At 71.6% G+C, this 24,771-nt stretch carries 23 protein-coding genes; 12 read left to right on the top strand and 11 right to left on the bottom strand.

Annotated features, from left to right (window positions below):
• Positions 1-35 precede the first annotated feature (35 nt).
• The 5 genes from ACSMTC_RS29325 (at position 36) to ACSMTC_RS29345 (ending at position 3,940) form a co-directional block, all read left to right on the top strand.
• On the top strand, positions 36-911 hold the full coding sequence (locus tag ACSMTC_RS29325) for a class-II aminoacyl-tRNA synthetase family protein (RefSeq protein WP_436562730.1): 876 nt from the start codon (positions 36-38) through the stop codon (positions 909-911).
• Positions 912-963: 52 nt separating this feature from the next.
• Positions 964-1,332 (top strand): holo-ACP synthase, encoded by a 369-nt coding sequence (acpS, locus tag ACSMTC_RS29330; protein ID WP_436562731.1) that lies wholly within the window; start codon positions 964-966, stop codon positions 1,330-1,332.
• A 60-nt stretch (positions 1,333-1,392) separates the two neighbouring features.
• Entirely contained in the window at positions 1,393-1,635 is a 243-nt protein-coding gene (locus ACSMTC_RS29335) for an acyl carrier protein (protein WP_436562732.1), read from the top strand.
• 115 nt (positions 1,636-1,750) lie between these two features.
• The gene (gene metK, locus ACSMTC_RS29340) at positions 1,751-2,944 is read left to right on the top strand and encodes a methionine adenosyltransferase (RefSeq protein ID WP_436562733.1); all 1,194 of its coding nucleotides are present in this window, start codon (positions 1,751-1,753) and stop codon (positions 2,942-2,944) included.
• Positions 2,945-3,262: 318 nt separating this feature from the next.
• On the top strand, positions 3,263-3,940 hold the full coding sequence (locus ACSMTC_RS29345; RefSeq protein WP_436562734.1) for a maleylpyruvate isomerase family mycothiol-dependent enzyme: 678 nt from the start codon (positions 3,263-3,265) through the stop codon (positions 3,938-3,940).
• Positions 3,941-4,093: 153 nt separating this feature from the next.
• On the opposite strand, the gene ACSMTC_RS29350 is transcribed toward ACSMTC_RS29345, so the two are convergent.
• Complete coding sequence (locus tag ACSMTC_RS29350; protein ID WP_436562735.1) at positions 4,094-4,831, bottom strand: SAM-dependent methyltransferase; 738 nt, start codon at positions 4,829-4,831, stop codon at positions 4,094-4,096.
• 174 nt (positions 4,832-5,005) lie between these two features.
• Here ACSMTC_RS29350 and ACSMTC_RS29355 point away from each other — a divergent pair, with 174 nt between their 5' ends.
• The gene (locus ACSMTC_RS29355; RefSeq protein WP_436562736.1) at positions 5,006-5,575 is read left to right on the top strand and encodes a helix-turn-helix domain-containing protein; all 570 of its coding nucleotides are present in this window, start codon (positions 5,006-5,008) and stop codon (positions 5,573-5,575) included.
• Positions 5,576-5,697: 122 nt separating this feature from the next.
• On the opposite strand, the gene ACSMTC_RS29360 is transcribed toward ACSMTC_RS29355, so the two are convergent.
• The gene (locus ACSMTC_RS29360) at positions 5,698-6,483 is read right to left on the bottom strand and encodes a PIG-L deacetylase family protein (RefSeq protein WP_436562737.1); all 786 of its coding nucleotides are present in this window, start codon (positions 6,481-6,483) and stop codon (positions 5,698-5,700) included.
• Positions 6,484-7,085: 602 nt separating this feature from the next.
• On the opposite strand from ACSMTC_RS29360, the gene ACSMTC_RS29365 reads away from it, so the two are divergent.
• Positions 7,086-8,663 carry a class I tRNA ligase family protein gene (locus ACSMTC_RS29365; RefSeq protein ID WP_436562738.1) on the top strand — a complete coding sequence of 526 codons (1,578 nt, stop codon included), beginning with the start codon at positions 7,086-7,088 and terminating at the stop codon, positions 8,661-8,663.
• 197 nt (positions 8,664-8,860) lie between these two features.
• Complete coding sequence (locus ACSMTC_RS29370) at positions 8,861-9,055, top strand: hypothetical protein (RefSeq protein ID WP_436562739.1); 195 nt, start codon at positions 8,861-8,863, stop codon at positions 9,053-9,055.
• Between the two features lie 198 nt (positions 9,056-9,253).
• Here the strand turns inward: ACSMTC_RS29370 and ACSMTC_RS29375 are convergent, their stop codons facing one another.
• From ACSMTC_RS29375 to ACSMTC_RS29390, 4 genes are all read right to left on the bottom strand, one after another.
• Complete coding sequence (locus ACSMTC_RS29375) at positions 9,254-10,453, bottom strand: DUF2332 domain-containing protein (RefSeq protein ID WP_436562740.1); 1,200 nt, start codon at positions 10,451-10,453, stop codon at positions 9,254-9,256.
• Between the two features lie 231 nt (positions 10,454-10,684).
• Positions 10,685-11,149 carry a Fur family transcriptional regulator gene (locus ACSMTC_RS29380; RefSeq protein WP_436562741.1) on the bottom strand — a complete coding sequence of 155 codons (465 nt, stop codon included), beginning with the start codon at positions 11,147-11,149 and terminating at the stop codon, positions 10,685-10,687.
• A gap of 102 nt (positions 11,150-11,251) precedes the next feature.
• Entirely contained in the window at positions 11,252-12,253 is a 1,002-nt protein-coding gene (locus ACSMTC_RS29385) for a helix-turn-helix transcriptional regulator (protein ID WP_436562742.1), read from the bottom strand.
• Positions 12,254-12,713: 460 nt separating this feature from the next.
• Entirely contained in the window at positions 12,714-13,577 is an 864-nt protein-coding gene (locus ACSMTC_RS29390) for a class I SAM-dependent methyltransferase (protein WP_436562743.1), read from the bottom strand.
• Positions 13,578-13,924: 347 nt separating this feature from the next.
• Here ACSMTC_RS29390 and ACSMTC_RS29395 point away from each other — a divergent pair, with 347 nt between their 5' ends.
• Positions 13,925-15,277, top strand: coding sequence for a hypothetical protein (locus ACSMTC_RS29395; RefSeq protein WP_436562744.1), 1,353 nt, complete (start codon positions 13,925-13,927; stop codon positions 15,275-15,277).
• A 265-nt stretch (positions 15,278-15,542) separates the two neighbouring features.
• On the opposite strand, the gene ACSMTC_RS29400 is transcribed toward ACSMTC_RS29395, so the two are convergent.
• On the bottom strand, positions 15,543-15,935 hold the full coding sequence (locus ACSMTC_RS29400; RefSeq protein WP_436562745.1) for a hypothetical protein: 393 nt from the start codon (positions 15,933-15,935) through the stop codon (positions 15,543-15,545).
• Here ACSMTC_RS29400 and ACSMTC_RS29405 point away from each other — a divergent pair.
• Positions 15,916-16,362 carry a DUF4232 domain-containing protein gene (locus ACSMTC_RS29405; protein WP_436562746.1) on the top strand — a complete coding sequence of 149 codons (447 nt, stop codon included), beginning with the start codon at positions 15,916-15,918 and terminating at the stop codon, positions 16,360-16,362. The two genes, ACSMTC_RS29400 and ACSMTC_RS29405, sit on opposite strands and share 20 nt — an antisense overlap.
• Positions 16,363-16,414: 52 nt before the next feature.
• Here the strand turns inward: ACSMTC_RS29405 and ACSMTC_RS29410 are convergent, their stop codons facing one another.
• The 4 genes from ACSMTC_RS29410 to ACSMTC_RS29425 form a co-directional block, all read right to left on the bottom strand.
• Positions 16,415-16,933 carry a GNAT family N-acetyltransferase gene (locus tag ACSMTC_RS29410; protein ID WP_436562747.1) on the bottom strand — a complete coding sequence of 173 codons (519 nt, stop codon included), beginning with the start codon at positions 16,931-16,933 and terminating at the stop codon, positions 16,415-16,417.
• A gap of 359 nt (positions 16,934-17,292) precedes the next feature.
• Complete coding sequence (locus tag ACSMTC_RS29415; protein WP_436562748.1) at positions 17,293-19,611, bottom strand: heavy metal translocating P-type ATPase; 2,319 nt, start codon at positions 19,609-19,611, stop codon at positions 17,293-17,295.
• A gap of 67 nt (positions 19,612-19,678) precedes the next feature.
• Positions 19,679-20,629, bottom strand: coding sequence for a hypothetical protein (locus tag ACSMTC_RS29420; RefSeq protein ID WP_436562749.1), 951 nt, complete (start codon positions 20,627-20,629; stop codon positions 19,679-19,681).
• A gap of 44 nt (positions 20,630-20,673) precedes the next feature.
• Positions 20,674-20,955, bottom strand: a complete 282-nt coding sequence (locus tag ACSMTC_RS29425; protein ID WP_436562750.1) for a metal-sensitive transcriptional regulator — start codon at positions 20,953-20,955, stop codon at positions 20,674-20,676.
• Between the two features lie 193 nt (positions 20,956-21,148).
• Here ACSMTC_RS29425 and ACSMTC_RS29430 point away from each other — a divergent pair, with 193 nt between their 5' ends.
• On the top strand, positions 21,149-22,606 hold the full coding sequence (locus tag ACSMTC_RS29430) for a DHA2 family efflux MFS transporter permease subunit (RefSeq protein ID WP_436562751.1): 1,458 nt from the start codon (positions 21,149-21,151) through the stop codon (positions 22,604-22,606).
• Positions 22,607-23,080: 474 nt separating this feature from the next.
• Positions 23,081-24,742, top strand: a complete 1,662-nt coding sequence (locus ACSMTC_RS29435) for an APC family permease (protein ID WP_436562752.1) — start codon at positions 23,081-23,083, stop codon at positions 24,740-24,742.
• The last annotated feature ends 29 nt before the right edge of the window (positions 24,743-24,771 follow it).

The raw sequence follows: 24,771 nt of genomic DNA on the forward strand, positions 1-24,771 counted from the left end.
CGACCCCTCTACCCATCCGTACTGGGAGGTGGCCCATGAGCCCCGCTACCAGCCCGCCCCTCGACGCCGCAGCCGTCGAGACCACCATCGAGCGAAACGGCCTGTCCGCGCTCGGCCCCGAGGCGACCGCCCTGCTGCGACTGCTGGACGACACCTTCGCGGCCTGGGGCACCGCCGCCGGCGCCACGGCGATGACCATGCCGCCGCTGCTCCCCGCCGCGGACCTGGCCAGGCTCGACTACTACGACAACTTCCCGCACCAGGCGATCCTCGCCGCACCGCTGGACCTCGCCGAGCGCGAGCGCTCCCCGTTCGACGCCGAGAGCGGCACCTTCGCCCGGCAGGCCCTGGAACCCGCCGCCCTCGGCCTGCCCTCGGCCGCCTGCTACGGCGTCTACCTGCACCACGCGGGCACCCGGCTGCCCGGCAACAGCCTGGTGACCGTGGTCGGCCGCTGCTTCCGCAAGGAGACCGAGTACGAGAGCCTGCGCCGCCTGCTCGGCTTCCACATGCGCGAGATCATCGCCCTCGGTACCCGTGAGCACGCCGAGACGCACCTGAGCACCTTCACCGAGAAGATCTCCACCTTCGCCGAGGCGCTGGAGCTCCCGCTGCGCAGGGAGGCCGCCACCGACCCGTTCTACGACCGCGGCGGCGCCCGCCTGCTGCTCCAGCAACTCTCGCCGGTCAAGCACGAGTTCCTGTACGAGGACCTGGCCATCGCCTCCGTCAACGTGCACCGGAACTTCTTCGGCGAGCGCTGCGACATCAGTCTGGCCGAGAGCGGCGAGCCCGTCTTCACCAGCTGTGTGGCCTTCGGCCTGGAGCGCTGGCTCTCCGCCCTCACCCGCCGGCACGGCAGCTGGCAGGCCGCCACCGCCGCCGTCGCGTGGGCGCGATCGGCGGTCTGACATGGCGGCGGGCTCCGTACCTGCCCCCGCCCCGGGCTGGGCGAACCTCGGTATGGACATCGTCTCGGCGGCGCGGGTCCGCCGGATCGTGGCCGAGCACGGCGAGCCCTTCCTACTGCGCATGCTGACCGAACGGGAACTCGCCGACTGCCGCACCGACGAGGGACTCAACCTGCTCAGCGTCTGCGGCCGGATCGCGGCCAAGGAAGCGGCGTTCAAGAGCCTGAGGGTCGCCGACCGGATCCTGCCCTGGCTCGACATCGAGGTGCGCCGCGCCGACGGCGGTTGGCCACTGATCGAACTGCACGGCCGGGCGGCCAGGCTGGCACAGGAAGCGGGCATCGAAGGCATCACCGTCAGCATCAGCCACGACGTGGACTACGCCGTCGCGGTCGGTGCGGCGGTCCCCGCCGGGTCCTGACACCCGGCGAACCACCGAATTCATCGGCACCAACCCCCACTCATCCGAAGGAGCATCACCATGTCCGCAGAGCTGCAGCAGATCAGGAACTGGATCCTCAAGCGCAACCCCGAGCGCCAGGACATCGCGGGCGACCTCGACCTGATCGAGAACCGCCTGATCGACTCGCTGTCCTTCGTGGAGTTCGTCTTCCTGCTGGAGCAGGTGAGCGGCCGGAGCATCGACATGGAGTCGCTGGAGGTCGACCACCTGCGCACGCTGAACATCATCGAGGCCCGGTTCCTCGGCGTCGCCGTCCACTGAACCGGTCGGTCCGATCCGGTCCGGGCGGCTCGGCCGCGCGGCGTGGAGACCCACTGCGCCGTACCGAGCCGCCCGGCGGCCCCCCACCCCCACCACACCGAAAGGGCCCACCCCCATGGCACGCCGACTGTTCACCTCCGAATCCGTGACCGAGGGTCACCCGGACAAGATCGCGGACCAGATCAGCGACGCGATCCTCGACGCGCTGCTGACCATCGACCCCTCCTCCCGGGTCGCCGTGGAGACCCTGGTCACCACCGGCCAGGTCCATGTGGCCGGCGAGGTCAGCACCTGCGCCTACGCCGACATCCCCACCCTGGTCCGGGACACCGTCCTGGAGATCGGCTACGACAGCTCCAAGAAGGGCTTCGACGGCGCCTCCTGCGGCGTGTCGGTCTCCATCGGCTCCCAGTCGCCCGACATCGCCCAGGGCGTCGACGCCGCCTTCGAGGCGCGGGTGGAGGGCGCCGCCGACACCCTGGACCAGCAGGGCGCCGGCGACCAGGGCCTGATGTTCGGCTACGCCTGCGACGACACCCCCGAGCTGATGCCGCTGCCCATCACCCTGGCCCACCGGCTCTCCCAGCGCCTCACCCTGGTCCGCAAGGACGGCACCATGCCCTACCTGCGCCCGGACGGCAAGACCCAGGTCACCATCGAGTACGACGGCGACCGCGCGGTCCGGCTGGACACCGTGGTGGTCTCCACCCAGCACGCCTCCGACATCGACCTCGACACACTGCTCGCCCCCGACATCGAGCAGTTCGTGGTCCGTCCCGTGCTGGAGGGCGTCGAGCTGGACACCACCGGCTACCGCCTGCTGGTCAACCCGACCGGCCGTTTCGAGATCGGCGGCCCGATGGGCGACGCCGGCCTGACCGGCCGCAAGATCATCGTGGACACCTACGGCGGCATGGCCCGCCACGGCGGCGGCGCCTTCTCCGGCAAGGACCCGTCCAAGGTGGACCGCTCGGCCGCCTACGCGATGCGCTGGGTGGCCAAGAACGTGGTCGCGGCCGGGCTCGCCCGCCGCTGCGAGGTCCAGGTCGCGTACGCCATCGGCAAGGCCGCCCCGGTCGGCCTGTTCGTGGAGACCTTCGGCACCGAGACCGTCCCGGTGGACCGCATCCAGGACGCCGTCCTCCAGGTCTTCGACCTCCGCCCGGCCGCCATCGTCCGCGAGCTCGACCTGCTGCGCCCGATCTACCGGCAGACCGCCGCCTACGGGCACTTCGGACGTGAACTGGCCGACTTCACCTGGGAGTCCACCGACCGCGCGAACAAGCTGCGCGAGGTCCTGGGCCTTTAGGGCGTGTCTGGCAATTCCCGCCGGGCGCGCGACGCGCCCCCAGCCTCCGGCCGGGAGGTGCCCCCGGGCACGCACCTCGCCGCGTTGTCGTCAGTCGCCGATGCTCCGCATGGACTCGCCCCCAGCCTCCGGCCGGGAGGTGCCCCCCGCCTCCGCCTTGCGATGCACGCACCCAGACGCCGCGCGCTGATCCGACGCGAATTGCCAGACACGCCCTCTAGGACCGGCCCCATCCGGGCGGGAGCAGGCCCGAGCGGTAGCGCCACCGACCCCGGTCGGTTCGGGGAGCACGCCCAGAGGACACCGAAGGAGGCACCGATGCCGCACCTTGACGAGATGGGAGAGTTCCCCGTGACGACCGTTCGCGACCCCGACCGCCCCGGACGCCTGCTGCTCACCGAGCGGGAGACGCTGCTGCCGATGCTGCGCCGCACACCCGAGCACCACTTCGACCGTCCGACGTCCTGCCCGGACTGGACGGTGCGGGAGGTGCTGGCACACTGCGGCGCCGCACTGGTGCGGATCGTGGAGAACCGCCTGCCCGCCTTCACCCCGGAGCACAACGCGGCCGACGTCCTGGAACGAAGACACTGGCCGATCGGCCGGGTACTCGACGAACTGGAGCAGGGCATGGTCGAGGCGGGCCCGATGATCGCAGCCGCCGGCGGGGCGCTGGACGTGATCGGTCTGGGTGAGTGGGTCCACGCCGGAGACGTCCGCGAGGCACTCGGCGAGCCGGGCGCGTACGAGAGCGTTGGCATGGACGACGCACTCGCCCTCCTGGCCACGGTCAGCCGTGAGCGCAGCACGCCGCGCGTCCACGCCAGTACCCCGATCGGCGGCATGGTCTTCGGCAATGTGGTCGAGGGCCGCGCCCCGGCCCGGCTGGAGGCCGACCCGGGCACGGTCATCAGGATGTACTGCGGCCGCCCGGTCGATCCCGCCCGCTACCGCCTCACCGGAGCCACCGACCGGGAACTGGTCATCTACGGGTGATTCCACCGCCGTTGGCGGTCACGCGGGGGCCGGGCCCTAGGGACAGGACCGCGTACCCGGTCGCCCTGTCCGGCGCGGGCGAACAGCGCGGGCGAACGGCGCGGGCGAACGGCGCGGGCGAACGGCACTCCCCGGAAGGCCGGGAGCAGTGCCTCAGTCGGAAGTCCGGCGCAGCACAAGGCAGACGAAGCCCCAGGAGTCCCGGTAGTCGCGGAGCCACTCGGTGCGGCGCACGGCGGCCGTCTCGAGGGCCTGGGAGCTGTCCGGATCGTCCGGGTGGTCCAGGGCCCAGGAGGCCAGCGAGCCCCAGCAGGCCCACTCGTAGCCGTCGAGCTCCTCGCGGGTGCTGACATGCCCCTGGACCGGGGTCCAGCCGTCGGCGGCCACGCGTTCCACGGTCGTCGCCAGGTCGGTGAAGTCACCGAGCATCTCGACGGCCTCCGGGGAGGGCTCGCGGTTCCAGATGCCCTCGCCGATCAGGACGCGCCCGCCCGGTGCGAGGTGCCTGCGGGCCTCGGCGAGGGTGGGGAGCAGGCCCCCGAAGGCATGCGAGGAAGCCACGTTGAGCACCAGGTCGAACGGGCGCGGGGAGCTGAACTCCGCGGCCTCCTGCCGGTGGAGTACGAGGCGGTCCCGGACACCGCGCGAGAGGGCCGCCCGGTCGGCCTGTGCCAGGGCGACCTCGGAGATGTCGACGCCCTCGGCGTGCAGCCGGGGGTGTTCGGCCAGGGCTCGCAGCAGCCATTCGCCACCGCCACAACCGAGGTCGAGCACGCGCTCGTCCCCTCGGGGGAGCGCGTGTCCCAGCAGGCGGCGCACCGAGTCGTCGCTGAGCGGGGCCTTTATCGGGTGGTCGGCATGGGCGAGTGCGGAGATCTCTTCACGGTTCACCGGCGCAGCCTGGCAGGGACCGCGCGCCCGCGCATCCGGTTTTCGGCCGGCCCGGCGTGCACGCCTCGCCCTCAGGGATCAGTACATCCTCCATGTCGGACACCTCCTGGCGCCGACCATGCGCTCGGGCGGCGGCAGGTTGACAAACCTTGTTGCCGGTTCTGCAATAAGGCCATGGAAGACCTGCTCGCCGCCGTCGGACCGAGACTCAGGCGCATCCGCCGGCAGCGCGGGTGCACGCTCGCCGCGCTGTCCGAGGCCACCGGGATCTCGGTCAGCACGCTGTCCCGGCTGGAGTCGGGGCACCGGAAGCCCAGTCTGGAACTGCTGCTGCCGATCGCTCAGGCGCACCAGGTGCCGCTGGACGAGCTGGTCGGTGCGCCACCGGTCGGCGACCCGAGGGTGCGGCTGAAGCCGGTCAGACACGGTGAGACGACGGTGGTCCCGCTGACCCAGCAGCCCGGCGGGCCGCAGGCGTTCAAGATGGTCATCGACACCAGCCGCAGCAAGCCCGAGCCACGGACGCACGAGGGTTACGAGTGGCTGTACGTGCTGAGCGGGAAGCTGCGGCTGGTGCTCGCCGAGCACGACGTCGTGCTCAAGGTGGGGGAGGCCGCCGAGTTCGACACCCGGCTGCCGCACTGGTTCGGCAGCACGGGGGAGGCACCGGTGGAGGTCCTGAGCCTGTTCGGACCGCAGGGTGAGCGCATGCACGTGCGCGCGCAGCCCCGCCGGAAGGAGTAGGGTCCGTCGCCAATCTCCCGTCAGAGGCCTGGAGTTGACGGGTCAGGGGCCTGTTCCGACATCGCGGCCGACTGCCGCCTTCGGGCGGTGGGGCGGCTGACGCCGAGTCGGCCCGGGCGGCCCTACCCCAGTCGGACGGCCTGGAAGGCCTCCGCCAGCCGGCCGGCCGGCAGACCCCCCTGGGCGGCGTGTTCGCCCTGCCAGCGGACCAGCAGCTCCTCCAGGTCGGTGAGGTGGGCGGTCTGCGAGGTGTGCAGGCGCAGCGCGGCGAGCTTGCGGGGGAAGACCTCGGTGACGTCGACGAAGCGGTTCGGGGTCGGTCCGGTGATCAGCCAGATCTCCGGGACCTCCCAGGGGGCGAGGTTCCGCTCGCGGTAGAGGGTCGGGTGGGCGAAGGGGTTGCGCGCGTCGGGGTAGACGGCGCGCAGGGCGGCCTCGCCCGCTGCCCGGTGGTCGGGGTGGACGTCGGCGATCCGGTCCCAGTTGATCTCGGGGCTGGGCAGGATCACCAGGTCGGGCTTGGTCTGCCGGATGACCCGGGTGATGTCCCGGCGCAGCTCCATGCTCGGTTCGAGGCGCCCGTCGGGGTAGCCGAGGAACCGGACGTCGTGCACTCCGCACGCGCGGGCCGCCATCCGCTGCTCGGCCCGGCGCAGCGGGGCGATGGTCTGGCGGGGGAGGGCTTCGTCGAAGCCGCCGTTGTCGCCGTCGGTGAGCACGCAGTAGGTGATCGCCGCGCCCTGGTCGGCCCACTGCATCACGGTGCCGGCGGCGCAGAACTCGACGTCGTCGGGGTGGGCGGTGATCACCAGGACCCGGTCGGGCCTGGCCGGGGCGGTCCCGGCGGTACCGGTCTCAACTGCCGGGCGGGCGGTCGGGGTGGCGGTGGGCGACTTGGCTGCCGTCATCGTGTGTCCTCGTCCTGGTAGAGCGCCGGTGCCGGCGCCGGGTACGCGGCGGGTCCGGGCCGACTGGTCCGGGAGCCGGGTCGGGTCAGCCAGCAGCATCACGCGCCTACCGCCCGGTCGCAAAGGAGTCCGGGCGGCGTCCACCCGCCGTGGCGTGGACGCGCCGTCCGCCGTGGCCACAGGACGGCCGGAACGGCCGGATGTCCGGTCGGCCAAGTGGGAGGCCAGACCAGCGGTGCGGCGGTTCTCCGTCAACTCCCCTGCCTCAGTCGCCGGTTCCTGCTCGATCGGCGGCAGCCGTGCGCTGTCGCAGCCGACTCGGGCGTGCCACCGGAACCGTGTACCGTCCCGGAGCGCGGACTCGCCGTGCGAGCGGAGGGCAGCCGAAGTCCCGTACCGCTCAGCGGATCACGGTGCTCCGCGAGGGAGGTCCCTGGCGGCCACACGCCACGGCGTGGACGCGCAGCCCGGATCGGTCGATCGATCGCCGTCGCACTGACAGGATGGCAGGACCAGACCGCGCGACCCGTACCTCCCGGTCCGCCCGCGCAAGACGCCGGCAACGAAGCGCAAGCCACCAGCAGCACAGAGGAGGTCCACCCGTGTCCACTTTCCTCCGGATCACCGCGACCCCGACCACGCCCAACGGCGAACTGCACGTCGGGCACCTGGCCGGTCCCTACGTCGCCGCCGACGTCCTGCGCCGCTTCCTGACGGCGGACGGCCACTCCGTCCGCCTGACCGGCGGACTCGCCGACCACGGGAGCGCGGTCGAGCTGTGCGCCCTCACCCAGCGCCGCGACCCGGCGGAGGTGGCCGACGGCTACGGCGAGGCGATCGCGGTGGACTGGCACCGGGCCGGCGTCGGGTTCGACCAGCTGGTCCGGCCGGGCCGGGACAAGAGCTACCGCGCCTTCGTGACCTCGCTGTTCAGTGAACTCCACGCCGACGGCGTGCTGGTGGCGCGCACCCGGCTGCTGCCGTACTGCGGACCGTGCGAGCGCGCGCTGTACGGGAAGCTGGTCACGGGCGGCTGCCCCTCCTGCGGTGCCCAGGCGGACGGCAACCTCTGCCGGACCTGCGCCCGCCCCAACGACTGCGGCGACCTGCTGGCGCCGGTCTGTGTGCTCTGCGGCACCCCGGCCGTGCTGCGCCAGTGCCGGCGGCTCTACCTGCCGTTGGAGGCGTACCGCAAGGAACTGGTCGCCTTCTGGGACTCGGTGGCGCTGCCCCCGCGCCTCGCCGCGTTCCGCGACGGCCTGCTGCACGACGGACTGCCGGACGTCGCGGTGAGCCATCCCGCCCAGTGGGGCATCGAGGTGCCGGTCGAGGGCTTCGAGGGCCAGCGGATCGCCCCGGCCGTCGAGGAGGTCGCCTCCTATCTGCTGTCGGTCCGGGGTGCGGACGAGAGGGAGCAGGGGCCGGTGCAGTTCTTCGGCATCGACCGCGCCGCCTTCCAACTGGCGGTCCTGCCGGCCCTGGTGGCCGCGCACGGCGGGCCGCTCCCGTCGGCCTTCCAGGTGAACGACCACTACCGGCTCGGCGGGCGGAAGCTCTCCACCACCGAGCGGCACGCCGTCTGGGCACTGGACGTGCTCACCGACGCCGGTTCGGACACGCTGCGCCGCCATGTGCTGTCCGGCCGTCCCGAGTTCCGGCCGGCCGAGTTCGAGCTGGACGGGCTGGAGCGCACCGGTGCCCGGCTGCACACCGGCTGGAACGAGTGGCTGGGCCGGCTGTTCGCCGCATTGCGCGAGGACTGCGCTGGGGTGACCCCGGAGGAGGAGCCCGGTGGTGCGGGGTGGGACGTGCTGAGGCAACGGCTGGACTTTTCGGCCCGTGAACTACGAAGCTCCTACGGAGTATCGGGATTTTCGCCCAGGCGGGCGGTCGCCCTGCTGGACGAAGTCGTCAGGCTCGTCGATGACTTCCACCTGGCCAACGCGTACGAGCGGGACCGACCCGGCCGGCGATCGGCCTACCGGGCCTCCCTGGCGGCGGAGTTGGCGGTCGCGAACGCGCTCACCGCCTGGGCCTGGCCGGTCATGCCCGAGGGTGCGGAGCGGCTCGCGGCGGCTCTGGGGGTCACGGCGGGCGGTCCGGTCACCTCGGCCGCCCTTGCCACGCCGACGCCCGGAGTGCGCGTCGCCCCGCCGACCGGACCGGTGTTCGGCTTCTGAGCGGTTCGCGCCCCCGCCTGCCCATGTGTGCCCGGCCGTTCTCCTGGCCGGTCCACGCCATGGCCGGGGCACGACGCCCGAGAGCCTGGATCTCCGTCGCGGCACCGGCAAGGATCGGATCACCTCCCCCGCTGCCGGTATCGACGGCGCGGCAGCCGGAAGCCCCCGCCCCATCCGCGTCCCCTGGAGAGAAGACCATGCCTGCGACCATCGCCACCACGGTCCGTATCGCCCTGTGCGGTACCGCCTCCGCCGTCCTGGCCCTGGCCGTCGCCGGGCCGCTGCCCGCGCAGAGCGGCTCCCGGTCCGCGAGTTCCGTCGTCCGGGCGGACGCCGCCGGCCCGGCCGGTGCCATCCTCTGGCCCGCCCTGACGCCCGGCGCCCAGAGCTGAGTCCGAGCCCCGATGACGTCGGCCTGCGGACGGTGGCAGCGCACCACGGCTCACCCGGCGGCCCGCTCGGCCACCGCCGCTCACACCGGCCCGGGAGGGCGGCAGGACCGCCGTCGTACGCCCGTGGCCGCGCACACCACGAGTACGGAACTGTTCTCCGGGCTTTTCCGGGGCGAGAGGATTCCCCGGACGCTCGCGTCAGCCGGTCCGGCCCGCGCGGTGGTTCTCCGGGGCCGGGTGCAGTCCTTCGGCCGCCGCCCAGGAGAAGTCGTCGTCATGGGTGCGGGCCGGTGCGATCCACTCGACGTACGGGTCGGCCAGGGCGAGCACCTCGTCGACCCGCGTGCTCCCGCTCCGCAGGCTGGTCCCGACCGCGTAGATCTCGCCGACCTCGTGCAGCGGCCCCGAGAGCGACGGTGCTGCGACATCGGTCCGCGCCACCAGACCGGGCGCCTCGGTGAACAGCCATGCCACCCTGCGGTCCCGGGCCGCCGTGGTCAGCTGATCGGTGAACCGGGCGCGCCCTTCGGCGTCCAGGTAGCTGAGCAGCGAGGCGGTGAACACCACGACCGGGATGTCCCCGGGTACTTCGGCGATCAGCCGCGCGGTGTCGTGGCAGGCGTTCGCACGTACGACGGGGAAGGGCCGGCGCCCGGCCAGCTCCATCGCCCCGCGCAGGGTGGCCAGTTCGCGGACCTGCTCGGGCCAGATGAACGCTTCCAGCCACGGCCCGGCGGCGGGGTCGCCGGCGAGGTCCACCGGGTCCAGGTCGGCACCGGACCGATGGACCACCCGCGGCAGGCCGCCGAGCAGCCCGTCCGCCGGCCCGCCACCGCGGACGGTCGTGGTCAGTGTCACGGGCGCGTCGTCGGCCGTCGCCGCGGGCTGACCGGAGAGCCGGTAGGCATAGGAGTCGAAGTGCAGGTTCAGACCCGCGCTGGCGCCCACTTCGAGCAGGGCCACCGGCCCCGGCCAGTGCCGGGCGATCCGGCGTACACCGAGTCGCAGGGCGAAGCAGCGCCGGATCTCGTTGGTCTGGGTGGCTCGGTTCGTCAGCAGGTCGTGCAACTCGTCCCGGTGCCCGGCGCAGAACGCCCGGAACGCGGACGGTGCCTCGTCGTCGACGGCCCGCCGCCCGCCGTGGATCGGGTAGTAGGCGGCCAGGAGGTGATCGGGCCGCGCTCGTACCAGGTGGTTCACCGCGGCGAAGAGCAGACTGGGACGGCGCTGCTGCGCCGGGGTCTCCAGGAGCAGCCGGAGCAGGGCGCCATCCTCGGCGACGGTCTCACTGAGCAGGGCGTACAGCGGCGAACGGCCGCGGCACTGGGTGCGGCCGAACATCCGGAACAGCTGCTGCAGGTACCGCAGTTCGGCTTCCCGCTCATCGGTCGTGCCCACCTGGCGGCTCCAAGCGTCCTGGACGGTCGTCGGGCTCCCCGGCCGTCAGGGCTGGCAGCGGAGCAGACTCCTTGGCTGACGCATCATCATATCTCCGGTTCCGTGAGGACCATGGGCGAGAGCATCCGTCCTGGACGAGGCCGGAACGGTCAACGGGGCTCGGCCGAGGTCCGGTTCGGACGCCGGAGCCGTACGCTCCCCCATGGATACCGCGACTCCGGGGCCGGCCCGTCAGACCGCCGCGCCGGCCTTGCGGCAGTCGGAGCACTCACCGAGGAAGACGAGCTCGGTCTCCTCGATGCGCCAGCCGCGCAGGCCCTTGCGGGGCGGGGCCGGGGCGTCCGCCTCGACGTTGGCCACCTGGCCGCAGCGGGTGCACAGGGCGTGGTGGTGCTCGCCGGTGGAGAGCTCGAAGACGGCGGGGCGGCCCGGACGTTCGAACTTCCGGACCAGGCCGGTCTCCATGAAGTGCCGCAGCATCTCGTAGACGGCCTGGCTGGTGAGGGTGCCAAGCCGGGCCCTGGCCGCCTCCGTGATCGACTCGACGTCCAGGTGTGCCCCGGCGCCGAGGATCTGCAGGACCTCCAGCCGGGGGCCGGTCACCCGCAGGCCGACGTCGCGCAGCCGCTGGACCGCCGCGTCCCGGTCCGCCTGAGCCTTGCCGTGTTCGATCAGAGCCGCCATGAGGTCCGCCATTTGGGTCAAGAAAATATTTGGTCCAATCGTACCTCTTGGCGTACCCCAGGACTGACCCGAACCCCTGTGAACCCCCGGGCGGCACACCGGAGATGGCCGCCCTCAGTCGAGCCAGCCGAGCCTCGCCGCCCGTACCCCCGCCTCGAACCGGCTGGTGGTGCCCAGCTCCTGCAACACCTCGGACATCAGCCGGCTCAGGGTGCGCAGCGAGATTCCCAGCGAGCGGGCGATCTTCTCGTCCTTCATCCCGGCCGCCAGCATCCTGATCGCGGCGTGCTGCTGCTCGGTCAGCCGGCCGTCGCCGCGCCGCTGCTTGGCGTGCCCGTAGTCGGCGGAGGTGTGCCAGCAGTACTCGTAGAGCGCCAGATAAGAACGGACCAGGGCGGAGCCCCGGGCGAGGACGGCGCCGGCCTCGTGGTTGTCCGGGTCGATCGGCAGCAGGGCGAACCTGCGGTCGCTGAGGATCATGTTCAGCGGCACCACCGGCGCGAGCCGGACCTCGACCCCCAGCTCGACCTGGCGGCGGAAGAACCCGGCGAGTGCGGGGACCGCGGCGAAGCGCTGCTGGTAGACGGCCCGGACCCGGACGCCGCTCGCCAGCAGCCGGCGGTCGCGCTCCAGTCCCTGCTCCAGGAACTCGCCGGTGGGGAGGGCGCCCGGGTGCATCGAGGCGATCTCGTTCTTGGCGGTGTCCGAGAGGTCTTCCAGGGTCTGCTGGATCCGGCGCCTGCTGGTCAGCACCTCGATCTCGATCTCGCACTGGGTGGCGGCCCCGCCGCGCATGTACCGGGCGGCCAGGTCCTCGATCGCGGCGTACCGGTCCTCGGCGCGCTGCTGGCGCTCCCGGATGTCGCGCTGCTCCTGGGCCAGCATCCGCAGCAGCGCGACCTCCGGGTCGATCACGGCCACGGCGGCGGCCTCGTCCCTCGAGGGGTCGGTGACCAGGCCCAGCTGGTTGAGTTCGGCCCAACAGGACCGCGCCTCATGGCCGGAGAGTCCGAGCTCGGCCGTCAGTTGGTCGTAGTTGGACGATCCCCGCGCTCTCAGTTCCTGGTAGAGGGTCAGCGCCTGGTCGGAAGACCTGACGTCGATCGTTGTTGACACGCGACACCGCCATCCCCGGTTTGGATTGCCTGCACAACTCCCGTCGAGGCCGTTTCCCGATGGCTGTCCGGGCGGGAAACGACTAGGCTCGATAGTAGAAGCGTCCCGGCGGGCGGCGGCTCGATCGGGGCGATGAGCCGCGGACCTGACGGACTGCCGGTCGGCACTACGTCAGATTCGGGTGCTCCGGCGGGGTGCCGGGGGTGGCGCTGTCGGCACTTGGCTGCCGGCGCTTCACTCCCGGCACTCCGGTTCCGGTGGTCCGGTCGTGGAGCGGCACCGGAGGGCGGTGCGCCGACGGCAGCTCGGTGCGGTGTCCCGGAGGTCCGGCGGTTCGGGGGGAGAGGATCAGGCCCGACGGCTCGGCAACGGTGTTCCGGAGGTCGGTGGTTCGGGGGAGAGGCTCAGGCCCGGCGGCTCGGCAACGGTGTTCCGGAGGTCGGTGGTTCGGGGGAGAGGATCAGGCCTGGCGGCGACGCTCGCAGAGCAGGAAGACACTGTCGGTCCGGGCGTCGAGCGGGCGGCTGTCGCGGGCGGTCACCCGCAGGCCGGCCGTGCGCAGGTCGCCGCAGAGCCCGTCGGGGTCGACCACCCACTTGCGGGTGGGGAACTCGTGGCGCAGCACACCCTCGGTGCCGAACTGCTCGGTGCGGAACAGCACTTCCTCCCGCATGGTCGAGAGGTCGAAGCGCTGTTCGGCGTGGACCGTCTCGTCGATGTCGTCGAATCGCGGCACCCGGAAGGTCCAGTGGCGGTGCGGCTCGTCGGACAGGCCCGCCCGCCGGTGTGCGGTGAAGTCCAGCGCGAGCGTTCCGCCGGGGCGCAGATGGGCGGCCACCTCGGTGAGGAGTGCCGCTCGGACGCCCGGCGCGAGCGCCGCGACCATCGCACCGGCGAGCAGTACGAACCCGTACTCCCCGTCCAGCCGGAGCAGCTCCAGCTCGGTACAGGAGGTGGTGACGGCCTGTCGGGTGCGGCGCCCGCCGCGGGCGGCCCAGTCGTGCAGCCGGTCCAGGGCGGCCGCGTCCCGGTCCACCGCCTCGACCCGGAAGCCGTGGTGGGCGAACGGGACGGCCAGCCGCCCGGCTCCGGCCCCGAGGTCGAGGACCGGACCGCCGGCTCTGCGGGCCGCTCTCAGGTAGCCGACGATGTCGGCGGCGTGCGGGTTGAGCAGGAAGTCCTGCAGCCAGGTGGTGTGCGGGGTCGGAGGCGCCATCGACTCCAGGCCCGGCGCCCAGCGGGTGCCGGCGGGCTGACCGTGGTCGTGAGAGCGGCGGACGGGGGTCGCGAGCGGGGCGGACCCGGACAGGCTGCGCGTGGCCATGGCTCCTCCAGGGTGTGCTCAGGCGCCCCGCCGGGGAGGGCCGGTGCCATGAGAGCACCCGGGGCCGTCCCCAGTCTGGGTGGCGGGGTCGGGCGGGAGCCAGTGGCAGGCGCGGCGGGTCCACGCGCTGGCGGGTGGACGCCACGGCTGGACCCGGACTGGAATTCGAATATGGAAAATCATACAAACAAGTAAATATGCCGTCCGGGTCTGGTGGGGTCGTGCCGAACAAGGCCGTTCGGGTTAATAACCACACCGATGTTTTGATCGTGCTGTGTGGTAGGCGTGGATAAATCAGTCCTTGTTGTAGACAGAGAATCCGCTTTGCCTATCACATTGGGAGCATCATGAAGACCCGCGCAGCCGGTCTCGTCGTGTCGGGACTGACCTCGTTCGCCTTGGTCGTGCTGGGCAGCAGCACGGCGCACGCCTACTCCGACTGGTCCTCGGACACCTCGGCCGGCGACTTCGGGATCAGCGGATCCCCCTGGATGGCCGCGCTGTTCGACCAGGCAGGAATCGCAGACAACGCAGACCCCGCAATGGCGACTTCCTCGGAGGAAGCCGCGCAGGCCGCCGACGACGGCGGTATGGCGCCGCAGGTATTCGAGGGCGCGCCCGAGTGGGAGAACGGCTACCAGACGGCCGGACCGGCCGTGAACGGCGGTGACAACTCGTGGAACCAGGGCGATAAGCACTGCGACGAGAAGTGCGGCAAGCACCACTGCGACGAGAAGTGCGACAAGCACCACTGCGACGAACGGTGCAGCGAGCACAGCGAGGAACACAGCACGGATCACGAGCACAGTGAGGAGCACAGCAGGGATCACGAGCACGGCAAGGATCACGAGCACGGCAAGGATCACGAGCACGGCAAGGATCACGAGCACGGCAAGGACCACGGCAAGGATCACGGCAAGGGCCAGGGGAACGAGCAGAACCAGAACAACCAGCAGAACCAGGCTCAGGACCAGGCCCAGGACCAGTCGCAGGGCCAGGGGCAGACGGACAACCAGACCGCCAATCCCACCCAGACCGCCAACCCCACCCAGGACTCCAACGCCAGTGCCATCGGTGGCGGCAGCGGCACCGGAACGGGCACTGGAACCGGCACCGGAACCGGCACCGGAACTGCAACCGGCACCGGAACCGGCAGTGCCACCGCCAACCCCACGTCCGACTCCAGTCTCACCGCCAACCCCAACCAGAACTCCGACTCCAGCGCTACGGCCAGCGGCAGTGCGAACCAGACGGCCAACCCCACCCAGACCGCCAGCGCCAGCGGCAGTGCGAACCAGACCGCCAACCCCACTCAGACCGCCAACTCCACCCCCACCCAGACCAACAACCCCATCCAGACCTCCACTCAGACGCAGGGCAACCAGACCGTCACGGTCTCGATCTCGAACGAGAACGAGAACGAGGTCAAGAACAAGCAGGAGGGTGCCAAGGTCCTGGTCGAGCAGCGCGTCAGCGATCACGGCAGGGCAGGCCGGAGCGGTCACCACCACGAGGCCGGCCAGGAACACCACCACGAGGCGGGCCAGGAACACCACCACGAGGCGGGCCAGGAACACCATCACCACCACGGTGAGCTCGCCCACACGGGCTCGGAGCAGACTCCGATGATGCTGCTCTCCGCGCTGTTCGCGACGATCGGCGCGATGCTCCTCGTGCTGCGCCGGGCCACCCGGATCTGACCGGCCCGTCCTCGGGGCGGTGGGTCCGGTCCGGAGCGGCCGGACAGGAGTAGAAAGAAGAGGAACCGGATCGCCGCGTGTGCCGGGCCAGGCCGTGTGCCGGCCCGGCGCACGCGGTGCGCCATGTCCGGCGAGGTCCTCCCGGCCTGCCTCCTCGCACGTGCGGGATGTCCCCCGTGTAGTGTCCCTCGGGTCCTCTAGGCTCGCAGAGTCCGGGACCTGAGGGAAACGGCGGTGGCGTTGGTGAGTCCATCGCCCGGTACGACTACGGGGGAGAGGCTTCGATGAACAGACGGCTGGCAGCCGGTGCGGTGGTGGCGGTGGGACTGGTCCTGTCGGTCAGTGCCTGCGAGCCGGGGAGTGACGGCCAGGCGACGACGGCGACGGCGACCGGCGCGGTGGACGGCCATACCCCCTCCCCGGGCGCCCGGACCGCCGGCTCCGCCGCACCGTCCGCCTCCGTGGCGGCGAGTGCGGGGCCGACCGCCGCGGCGAGTACGGCTGCGCCCTCGGGCAGCGCTACAGCGGGGAGTCCGTCGGCGGCGCCGGGTACGGCATCACCGGTGGCTTCGGTGTCCGCGACGGTGACCGGGCCGGCCCCGTCGGGTACGGCCTCGCTGCCGGGACCGGACTCGGCGGTGGCCAACTGCACGTCCAAGCAGCTGCGTTGGACCCTGGTGCACCTGGAGCACGCTCCGATGACGCCCGGCGATCCGGCCGTGGCGCGGCTGACCGCGCAGAACGGCGGGGGTACGGCGTGTGCCTTCGACGGCTATCCGCGGTTCCGGGTGCACGTCGGCAAGGGGCCCGAGGTGGTCGCGGTCGGGGGCAGGACGGCGCCGTCCCGGCTGGTGCTGGCACCGGGGCACTCGGCGGTGGTGGACCTGCACTACAGCGAGGTCCCGGACACCAGCGGCATCTGCTACTTCCCGTCGGACGACCTCGCGCGGGGGCAGGTGCTCCCGCCGCACGCCGCGCCGCACGAGATCGGCACCGGGCTCAGGATGACGGACACGCACGGGAAGCGGGTGGCGATCGCCGTCTGCGAGAACCACCTCTGGATGAGCGCGCCCGTCCTGAAGTGACGCTGCGCCGGCCGGCGCCTCCGGGCCCCGGGGGAGCTCCCGGAGGCGCTGCTCAGACCGTGCGGCGGATGCGCACCGGGGCGGGGGAGCCGACCGCCCGGGCGGGGTGGCGGTCGGGGCCGACGGGCTCGAAGCCGCGGCGGGTGAAGAACCCGAAGGCCGGGTCCTCGGGGCCGCACAGCCCGACCCACTGTTCGGTGGCGCCGCGGGCCCGCTGCTGCTCCGTCGCGGCTGCGATCAGTGCGGTGGCAACGCCCTTCCCGCTGTGCGCGGGGGCGACACAGAGGGTGTAGATCTCGCCGGAACCGATGGTGGTGATTCCGCCCGCGACGGCGCCGGCGAGTTCGCCGCCGACGTGGGCGACGATCCAGCCGAGCCATCCGTCGCCGGCCCGGGCGGCGCTGATCTCGGCGGAGATACGGCCCACTCCGCAGTACTCCCCGACCAGGCGCTCGGTGCGGTACCCGCCGAGCAGTTCCGCGTAGTTCTCGCGCCATGAGGAGGCGAGCAGTGCGGCGATCCTGGCGGCTTCGTCCGTGACGGCCGCCCTCAGCTCCAGCTTGTCATCCATCTCTCGTTCCCTGGTCGGCGCCGTGCCCTCCGGTTCGGCAGCGGTGGCCGCCGAGCCGGAGGGAGGGGTGGTCGTTGCCCGGAATGGTCTGTCGGAAGCCGGTCAAGTGATTCCGTCGGCGGACGTCAAGGCCTGTTCCGAGTCTGGACTGCTCATCATTCCGCCGGTGTGCCGGATCGGTTCCAGGCGGAAAGTCCGGCCGATCCTCTGTCATGTCGAAGCGTTCCCGTCCGGTGGAGCCGCCGAGGAGTGCGGTGGCCGGCCGGTCGGACTCCGCGAAGCCGCGAAGCCGCGAAGCCGCCGGACCGGGCGGTCGGGCGGCCTCGCGAGGACGGCGGACGGTGGCCGGTCGCGCTCCGTCAGGCGGAGGGCTCGACCGCGCGGTTGTCGGGCAGCGCGTCGAAGCGGCGCAGCCGCAGGCTGTTGGAGACGACGAAGACCGAGGAGAAGGCCATCGCCGCGCCGGCGATCATCGGGTTGAGCAGACCCGCGGCGGCCAGCGGCAGCGCGGCCACGTTGTAGGCGAAGGCCCAGAACAGGTTGCCCTTGATGGTGGACAGGGTGCGCCGGGCGAGGCGGATGGCGTCCGCCGCGATCCGCAGGTCACCGCGGACCAGGGTCAGGTCGGCCGCCTCGATCGCGGCGTCGGTGCCGGTGCCCATGGCGAGGCCGAGGTCGGCCTGGGCGAGTGCGGCCGCGTCGTTGACGCCGTCGCCGACCATGGCCACCTTGCGGCCCTCGGCCTGGAGGCGCTTGACCACGTCCACCTTGTCGGCGGGCAGCACCTCGGCGATGACCTCCTCGATGCCGACCTCGTCGGCCACCGCCCGGGCGGCCGAGGCGTTGTCACCGGTGAGCAGAACCGGCCGCAGGCCGAGTGCGCGCAGCTGGCCGACGGCGGCGGCCGAGGTCGGCTTGACCGCGTCGGCGACCACCACGATCCCGCGCGCCCTGCCGTCCCAGCCGACCGCGACGGCGGTGCGGCCCTTGGCCTCGGCCGCCGCCTTGGCCTGCTCCAGCGCGGGGGTCAGGTGCTGGCTCCACTCCTCGAGGAGACGGGTGCGGCCGACCAGGACCGCGTGGCTGGTCCCGTCACCGGCCACCACGCCCTGCACACCCAGGCCCTCGATGTTGGCGAAGTCCTCGACCTTCGGCAGGGTGCCTACCCGCTGGGTGGCGCCCTTGGCGATCGCCTGGGCGATCGGGTGCTCGGAAGCGTCCTCCAGGGCGCCGGCCAGGCGCAGGATCTGCTCGGTGTCCTCGCCCTCGGCCGGGACGACCTCGACCAGGGTCATCTGACCGGTGGTCACCGTACCGGTCTTGTCCAGCACCACGGTGTCCACGCCGGTGGTGGACTCCAGCACCTCGGGGCCCTTGATCAGGATGCCCAGCTGCGCGCCGCGCCCGGTGCCGACCATCAGCGCGGTCGGGGTGGCCAGGCCCAGGGCGCACGGGCAGGCGATGATCAGTACCGCGACCGCGGCCGTGAACGCCGAGCTGATCCCCGCGCCGGTGCCCAGCCAGAAGCCGAGGGTGGCGACGGCCAGCGTGATGACCACGGGTACGAAGATCCCGGAGACCTTGTCGGCGAGCCGCTGCACCTCGGCCTTGCCGTTCTGGGCGTCCTCCACCAGCCGTGCCATCTGGGCGAGTTGGGTGTCAGCGCCGACCTTGGTGGCACGGACCAGCAGCCGTCCGCCGGCGTTGACCGTCGCACCGACCACCGCGTCGCCAGGGGAGACCTCGACCGGGACGGACTCGCCGGTCAGCATGCCGGCGTCGATCGCCGAGGTGCCCTCGAGGATCACACCGTCGGTGGCGACCTTCTCGCCGGGGCGGACCACGAAGACGTCGCCGACGCTCAACTGTCCGATCGGGATGCGCTCCTCACGCCCGCCGCGGACCACCGCGACGTCCTTGGAGCCGAGCTCCAGCAGTGCCTTCAGCGCCGAACCGGCCCGCCGCTTGGAGCGGACCTCGAAGTAGCGGCCGGCCAGGATGAAGGTGGTGACCCCGGCGGCGGCCTCCAGGTAGATGTTGCCCGCGCCGTCGCTGCGCCCGATGGTGAGTTCGAACGGGTGCGTCATGCCGGGGGTGCCGGCGGTGCCCAGGAACAGCGCGTACAGCGACCAGCCCATGGCGGCCAGCGTGCCGACCGAGATCAGGGTGTCCATGGTCGCCGCGCCGTGCCGCAGGTTGGTCCACGCGGCGCGGTGGAACGGCCAGGCGCCGTAGGCGACGACCGGGGCGGCGAGGGTGAGCGAGAGCCACTGCCAGAAGGTGAACTGGATCGCCGGGATCATCGCCAGCGCGATCACCGGGACGGTCAGCACGGTGGAGACGAGCAGCCGCTGGCGCAGTTCCCGGACCCGCTCGTCGGCAGCCGAGGGGCCGGCCTCCGCGGCGTCCGCCGCCTGTTCGGCGGCCGGGGGTGCGGGGAGGGCGGCGGTGTAGCCGGCCTTCTCCACCTGGGCGACCAGGTCCTGCGGTTCGACCGACTCGGGGAAGGTGACCTTGGCCTTCTCGGTGGCGTAGTTGACGGTGGCGGTGACGCCCTCCATCTTGTTCAGCCGCTTCTCGATCCGGGCGGCGCAGGAGGCGCAGGTCATGCCGCCGATCTCAAGCTCGATCTGCGCACTGCCGGCAGGCAGGGTCCTGTCTTGGGTTGCGGAGCTCATCACCCCTCCTCGGGGGTACTGCGGTGCGGTTCAGGGTACGGGTGGGGGGTATCGGCCGAGCGCGCGGTCAGTGCTGGTGGCCGCTGTGGTCGTGGTCGTCCGGCTCGGCCGGCCCGGTGCCGGGCTCGGCGTGGGCGGTGAAGGCGGCGGTGTGCACGGTGTCGCCGTGCTTGAAGTCGAGGAAGAGCCGGTAGTCGCCGGCGGTCGGCACGGTCACGTAGAAGGTGATGCCGGGGCCGGCGGCGGTGTGGCCGTCACCGGGCATGCCGTCCGGGTGCACGTGCAGGTAGGCGAGGTCGCCCGAGCGCAGTGCCACCAGGTGCCCGTACGCGCCGAGGTAGGGCTGCAGGTCGGTGACCGGCTTGCCGTCCCTGCTGACGGTGAGGGTCAGCTTGGAGGTCCTCCCGGCCTCCAGCCTGCCGTCCAGGCTGACGGAGTATCCGTCGGCCTCGACGGTGGCGGCCGGGGCGGGGAGCGGCTGCGGGGTGAAGTCACCCGCGGCGGACAGGTCGGCGCCCAGGGTCAGGCCCTGGCCGCCGGCCGGGGCGAAGTCGGTGAACATCCGGTACTCTCCGGCGCTCGGCAGGGTCAGCGGGATGCTCCAGGTGCCGGCCGCGTCACGGGTCGGGTGCACGTGCTGAAAGTCCGTCAGGTCGCGGCGGACCACGATGAGGTGGAGATCCTGGCCGTGGGTCGCGCTGTAGTCGGTGAGCGGCTTGCCGTCGGGGCCGCGGACCACGAAGGAGAGCGTCTGCGGCCGGCCGGCCGCCAGGGTGCGGGTGGCGGGCTCCAGGGTGTAGCCGTGCTGCGTGACCATCAGTCCTCCAGGTGTCTCCTCGGCCGCGGACCCTGATCCGCCTCCGCCCATGTCGTGGTCCTCGTGACCGGCGGCCGCACCGTGGTGCATGGCCGGGGCGGTGCCGCCGATGGGGCCGACGGCGTGGCCGATGCCGGCCGCCCCGCCGAGGGCGACCGCCAGGCCCAGGGCGAAGCCGGCGAGTTTGGTCGGGGTGTTCAAGGGGTGTCTCCTTCGGGCGGGGAGCGCCTGTTCGGCCGGTGCGGTCAGGAACGCAGCAGTCGTGCGATGGCTGCCGAGGCCTCCTGGAGCTTGGCGTCCGCCTCGGCGCCGCCCACTCCCACCGCCGTGACCAGGCAGTGGTTCATGTGCTCGTCGAGCAGCTCCAGGGCGACCGCCTGCAGTGCCCTGGTGGTCGCCGAGACCTGGGTCAGGATGTCGATGCAGTAGGTGTCGGACTCGACCATCCGCTGGAGGCCGCGAATCTGGCCCTCGACGCGGCGCAGCCGCTTGGTGATCTCGCTCTTGGACTCGATGTACCCGGCCATCCCGTGACCTCCCGTCTGTTCGTTCTAGCGGTGTAGACGGTACCCCCCTAGGGTATCGATGGCAAGTACCCCCCGGGGGTTTGGTTCGGAGTCAACCTCCGCCCTGACATTCACCGTTATCCGCTATGTCGCTCCGGGTCGAGCGGTGCTATGTTCCTCCAGTCCACATACCCCCAACCGGTATGGAGTATCGATGTCCGCATCCGGCATCTCGCCCAACCCGAGCCGCGGAAAGGCCCGTTGGCTGATCGCGGCTGCCCAGTTCATGGTCATCATGGACACGTCGATCATCGGCGTCGCGCTGCCCAAGATGCAGGGCGCCCTCGGCTTCACCCAGGAGAACCTGTCCTGGGTCTTCAATGCCTACGTCGTCGCCTTCGGTGGCTTACTGCTGCTGGGCGGCCGCCTGGCCGACCTCTTCGGGGCGCGCAGGCTGTTCAGCACCGGCTGGGCCGTCCTGGCCGTCGGCTCGCTCGGCGCGGGCCTCGCCGGCAACGTCACCATCGAGCTGATCAGCCGTGCGGTCCAGGGGGCGGGTGCGGCACTGATCGCCCCCGCCGCGCTCACCCTGCTGATGATGCTCTTCGGCCACGACCCCAAGGAGCTCACCAGGGCCTTCGCCCTCTATGGCGCCGCAGCTCCGGCCGGAGGCACCGCAGGCGTCTTCCTCGGCGGGGCGATCACCCAGTACATCAGCTGGCCCTGGGTCTTCTTCATCAACATCCCGGTCGCCCTGGTCGCGCTGGTCGCCACCCCGAAGCTGATGCCCGCCACCGGCCGGCGCAGCGGACAGATCGACCTGCTCGGCGCGCTCACCGTCACTCTTGGCGTCGCCGCCGCCGTCTACGCCATCGTCCGTGCCCCCGAAGCCGGTTGGGGCTCCGCCTCCACCCTGCTGACGCTGGCCGCCGCCGTCGTCCTGATCGCGCTCTTCCTGGTCATCCAGTCCAAGCGCCGCGAACCGCTGATGCGCCTGGACATCTTCAAGGCCCCCAATCTGGCCGCCGCCAACGTCGCCCAGTTCCTGCTGGCCGCCGCCTGGGTGCCGATGTGGTTCTTCCTCAACCTCTACCTGCAGCAGGTCCTCGGCCTGAGCGCCTTCCCGAGCGGTGCCGCGCTGCTCCCGATGACCGTGGCCATCATGCTCATCATGATCACCACCGCCCCGCGTCTGATCGCCAGGTTCGGTCCCAAGCCGCTGATCGTGGTCGGTCTCCTCCTACTGGCGGTCGGCCTGTTCTGGCTCTCGCTGGTCCGCGCGGACGGCAACTTCTGGGTCGACGTCCTGCCCGCCTCGCTGGTCTCCGCGATCGGCATGGCGCTCGCCTTCATCCCCTCGCTCGGTACCGCCATCTCCAGCGCCCGCCCCGAGGAGGGCGGTCTGGCCTCGGGCATCGTCAACACCAGCTACCAGGTGGGCTCCGCCCTCGGCCTTGCCGCGATGACCGCCCTCGCCGCTGCCAAGGGCGCCGGGCACCTCGGTGACGTCAAGGCGCTCACCAGCGGGTTCTCCGCCGCCTTCACCGGCGCGGCCGTGATCGCCGTCGTCGGCGGGGTGCTCGCCATCGCCCTGCTCCGTACCCCGAAGCCGCAGCCGCAGGCCGCGGTGGCGGAGGCGGCCGAGGTGGCCGAGCCCGCGCACAGCGTGTGAGCCCGAGGCCCGGGCCGACGGCCGCACGCCCGCACCTCCCGGCCGGGTCCCCCGTCCCGGCCGGGGCACCACCGCACCGCAACGGCGCCGGACCGGTACGCAGCGACGTACCGGTCCGGCGCCGTTCCGTCCACGGCGGAGCTCTGCCGACGGTGATCGGATCATCACTCTCGGAAGCTGTTTGATCGGGTGGCTTCTTGGTCACTCCTGTGCGGTCCGCGGAAACCCCGGCCGTCGTGGTTCACTGGTCAAATGCCTGCTACCTGCGCAGATCTCGGGTAAACCAGGCAACTCGCCATCGGACACAAGATGGCAACGATCGAACGATTTGAGCTTGATATGAGCATTTCGTCCGAGTTGGTCGCCTATTCTGCGACGCGTTGCCTGGCCGTTTGACGTCACTTCGTGGCCGGTGCCGATCAGGACAGGAGCCTCACCCGGAGGCCCTGGCGACCAACCCGAAGGGGCGACACATTGAGCGCGCCTGAGCCGACTACGCGGTCAGACCAGAACTACCGCCGTTCACTCGGAACCATCAGCCTCACCGCGGTCGGCCTCGGCTCGATCATCGGTTCCGGCTGGCTTTTCGGTGCCGAGCGAGCCGCCAAGCTGGCCGGTCCGGCCGCGACCCTGGCCTGGGTGATCGGTGCTGCGGTCGCACTGGTGATCGCGCTCACGTACAGCGAGCTCGGATCGATGTTCCCGAAGGCCGGCGGCATGGTCCGCTACGGCCAGTACTCGCACGGTTCGCTGGCCGGCTACCTGGCCGCGTGGGCGAACTGGATCGCGATCGTCTCGGTCATCCCGGGTGAGGCGACCGCCTCCGTGCAGTACATGAGCTCCTGGAACTTCGGCTGGGCGAAGGCCCTCTACGACGGCAAGGAGCTCAGTGTCAGCGGTGTGGCCCTGGCCAGCGTGCTGCTGATCGGCTACTTCCTGCTGAACTGGTTCGCGATCACGCTGTTCGCCAAGACCAACACCGCGATCACCGTCTTCAAGGTGGTCGTGCCCACCATCACCGCGGGCGCCCTGCTGCTCTCGCACTTCGACACCCACAACCTCCAGGACCACGGTGGCTTCGCCCCGAACGGCTGGAGCTCGGTGTTCACCGCGGTCGCCGTCTCCGGCATCGTCTGGGCCTACAACGGCTTCCAGTCGCCGCTGAACATGGCCGGTGAGGCCCGCAACCCCGGCAAGTCGCTGCCCAAGGCCGTGATCAGCTCGATCCTGATCGCGCTGGTGATCTACGTCGCGCTCCAGCTCGCCTTCCTGCTCGCGGTTCCGTCGGGTGACCTGGCCCACGGCTGGTCCGGCCTGAACTACAACTCGCCGCTCGCCGACCTGGCGATGGCCTGGGGCCTGAACTGGCTCGCCATGCTGCTCTACGCGGACGCCTTCATCTCGCCGAGCGGTACCGGCATGATCTACGCCGCCACCACCTCGCGCATGATCCACGGTGTCCAGGAGAACGGCCACCTGCCGTCGATCTTCGGCCGGGTCGACCGCAAGACCGGCATCCCGCGTCCGGCGCTGGTGCTCAACCTGTTCATCGCCTTCCTGTTCCTCGCGGTCTTCCGCGGCTGGGGCTCGCTCGCCGAGATCGTCTCGGTGGCCACCGTGATCTCGTACATCACCGGTCCGGTCGCCGTGATGTCGCTGCGCCGCCTGGCTCCGGACCTGAAGCGCCCGGTCAAGCTGAAGGCGATGCCGGTCATCGCGCCGGTGGCCATGGTCTTCGGTTCGCTGGTGCTGTACTGGGCCAAGTGGCCGCTCACCGGCAAGGTGATCCTGCTGATGGCCGCGGGTCTGCCGATCTGGGCCTGGTACGAGCTGCGCAAGCCGTGGGCCGTGCTCAAGCCGCACCTGATGGCCGGCTGCTGGATGGTCGCGTACCTGTTCGTGATGGCCGCTGTCTCCTGGGCGGGCAGCTCGGACTTCGGTGGCCACGGCTACCTGCCCGAGGGCTGGGACCTGCTGATCGTCGCCTTGATCGCGCTGGGCTTCTACTTCTGGGGCGTCCGCAGCTCCTGGCAGAACCCCTCGCTCGCCAAGGTGCGGGAGGAGCTCGCGGCCGAGCCCGAGGCCGAGCCCGAGGCCGCGGCGAAGCCGGGCGAGACCGCGCCGGTGTCCGGCTGACGCCGGTCGCCGGAACGTAGCCACCAGGG

Source organism: Kitasatospora sp. HPM-01-4, from assembly GCF_051374625.1.
In the GTDB taxonomy this organism is placed as follows: domain Bacteria; phylum Actinomycetota; class Actinomycetes; order Streptomycetales; family Streptomycetaceae; genus Kitasatospora.

Bases quoted from the DNA above. Each gene is read 5' to 3' on its own strand.
- ACSMTC_RS29325 (WP_436562730.1), top strand. From the start codon at position 36: ATGAGCCCCGCTACCAGCCCGCCCCTCGACGCCGCAGCCGTCGAGACC.
- acpS (WP_436562731.1), top strand. From the start codon at position 964: ATGGACATCGTCTCGGCGGCGCGGGTCCGCCGGATCGTGGCCGAGCAC.
- ACSMTC_RS29335 (WP_436562732.1), top strand. From the start codon at position 1,393: ATGTCCGCAGAGCTGCAGCAGATCAGGAACTGGATCCTCAAGCGCAAC.
- metK (WP_436562733.1), top strand. From the start codon at position 1,751: ATGGCACGCCGACTGTTCACCTCCGAATCCGTGACCGAGGGTCACCCG.
- ACSMTC_RS29345 (WP_436562734.1), top strand. From the start codon at position 3,263: ATGCCGCACCTTGACGAGATGGGAGAGTTCCCCGTGACGACCGTTCGC.
- ACSMTC_RS29355 (WP_436562736.1), top strand. From the start codon at position 5,006: ATGGAAGACCTGCTCGCCGCCGTCGGACCGAGACTCAGGCGCATCCGC.
- ACSMTC_RS29360 (WP_436562737.1), bottom strand. From the start codon at position 6,483: ATGACGGCAGCCAAGTCGCCCACCGCCACCCCGACCGCCCGCCCGGCA.
- ACSMTC_RS29370 (WP_436562739.1), top strand. From the start codon at position 8,861: ATGCCTGCGACCATCGCCACCACGGTCCGTATCGCCCTGTGCGGTACC.
- ACSMTC_RS29380 (WP_436562741.1), bottom strand. From the start codon at position 11,149: ATGGCGGACCTCATGGCGGCTCTGATCGAACACGGCAAGGCTCAGGCG.
- ACSMTC_RS29390 (WP_436562743.1), bottom strand. From the start codon at position 13,577: ATGGCCACGCGCAGCCTGTCCGGGTCCGCCCCGCTCGCGACCCCCGTC.
- ACSMTC_RS29395 (WP_436562744.1), top strand. From the start codon at position 13,925: ATGAAGACCCGCGCAGCCGGTCTCGTCGTGTCGGGACTGACCTCGTTC.
- ACSMTC_RS29410 (WP_436562747.1), bottom strand. From the start codon at position 16,933: ATGGATGACAAGCTGGAGCTGAGGGCGGCCGTCACGGACGAAGCCGCC.
- ACSMTC_RS29415 (WP_436562748.1), bottom strand. From the start codon at position 19,611: ATGAGCTCCGCAACCCAAGACAGGACCCTGCCTGCCGGCAGTGCGCAG.
- ACSMTC_RS29425 (WP_436562750.1), bottom strand. From the start codon at position 20,955: ATGGCCGGGTACATCGAGTCCAAGAGCGAGATCACCAAGCGGCTGCGC.
- ACSMTC_RS29430 (WP_436562751.1), top strand. From the start codon at position 21,149: ATGTCCGCATCCGGCATCTCGCCCAACCCGAGCCGCGGAAAGGCCCGT.